The organism is Mesorhizobium sp. M4A.F.Ca.ET.020.02.1.1, assembly GCF_004022645.1.
Classification (GTDB): Bacteria; Pseudomonadota; Alphaproteobacteria; order Rhizobiales; family Rhizobiaceae; genus Mesorhizobium.
The window spans coordinates 1-1,592 of the sequence record NZ_RZOI01001034.1 but is presented as its reverse complement, the minus strand read 5'-3'; the positions used below and the strand labels follow the sequence as shown (position 1 = coordinate 1,592).

Here is a 1,592-nt window from a genome sequence, read left to right as displayed (position 1 = left end):
CCGGCTTGCGCGCCGCCCTTGCCATCCTGCCGGCCGCCTTTCCAGTCGGGCCTGCCGTCGCGGCGGTCGGGACGCTCGCCTTGCGGCCTGCCTTCGCGCCGCTCGCCAGCCTCGCCTGGCGGCCTCGGCTTGAACTTGGAGCGGTCGAAGCGCGGCTTGCCGGCACCGTCGCGCTGGTCGCGGCGCCCGTCATTCGGGCGTCCGCCCGGCTGGCCGGCCGCTTCGCCAGTTGCGTCGGACCGGCCGCCCTGCGCGGCCGGTCCGTTGCGCGGGCGATTGTCGCGGCGGTTGTCGTGCCGGTGGCGTGGGCGCTGCTCGAAACGACCCTGACGCCACAACAGGATAGGCTTCGGCTCCTCGGCCTCGGATGCCGTCTCGCCGGCTTCCGCAGTCGCGGCAGGCTGGGTGGACCCGTCGGCCGCCGCCGGCGAGTCCTCGGCCACCGGCTCTCCCGCTACGACGTCGACTTCCGCAGTCTGGGCTTCTGCCTCCGCCTCGGCTGCCGGAGCAGCGTCAGCTGGTTCTTCGGCGACGGCTTCCACCACCACCGGGGCCTCGTGCGTGGCTTGGGCTGGAGCCTCAAGCGGCTCTTCAGCGACCAGTCCGGTGACGGGTTCGGCCGAAACGTCGACCGTGGCTTCCGGCGCGACAGCGGCGTCCGGCCCAGGTCCAGAACCCTCGGCCGGTGTTTCGGCACCGGCTTCCGCAGCCGTGGCTGCGGCCGCTGCACCCATCTCGGCCTTTGCCGCCTCTTCCGCCGCAAGCTTGGCGGCGGCCGCCTCGCGCGCGGCACTGTCTTGCGCCTCGAGCCGCGCCTTGACCTCGGCTGCCGGCTTCGGCTCGGCGCGATAGCCGAGACCTTTGAGGATCTCTTCCATGTCGTCGGCGGTAGCGCCGAGGATCGACATCATCGGCGGCGTCACCATGAAGGCGTGGCCGTCATAGGCGCCGTCGGGACGCTGGCCCAGCTCCGGCTTCCAGTTGGTCGCGGGGCGGATCAGGTCGGCCAGCCGCTCGAGGATATCGACGCGCACCGCGCGGCGACCGAGATTGCGGTAGCCGGCGAGCTTGTAGAAGCTCTTGTCGAAGGCGGGATCGATGACCACCGAGGTGCGGCCCGACGCCAGCGCATGCACCACGTCGCCAAAGCCGGGCTTGTCCTTGCCGTCATTCTTCAGCGCCCAGAGAAGCGTCACCAGCCCGGCCGGCGCCGGCTTGACCAGCGCCGGCACGAAGACGTGGTAGGCGCCGAAGCGCACGCCCAGCCGGCGCAGCGCCGCGCGGCCCTCCTGGTCGAGCGACTTCATCTCCTCGGTGATGTCGCGGCGGTTTATGAGGCCGAAATGCTCGACGAGCTGGAAGGCGATGCCGCGACCGATGCCGGTGAGCTGCTCGGCATTCTTCAGGTCGACCAACGGCTTCAGCAGCGACTCGATCTGGAAATTGACAAAGCGCTCGGCGCGCGCCGCCACCTTGTCGCGGGCCGGGCCGGTGAGCTGCTCGTCGACCAGCAGCACGAGGCGCGGCTTCAGCGGCTCATCGCCGGCAACCAGCGTGCCGATCGGCGCGCCGATCCAGCGCAGCGTTCCGTC

General features: G+C 71.3%; 1 pseudogene. It reads right to left on the bottom strand.

Annotated elements, in window-relative coordinates:
• Window positions 1-1,592, bottom strand: a pseudogene (locus tag EN742_RS34500) (helicase); the annotation flags it as partial.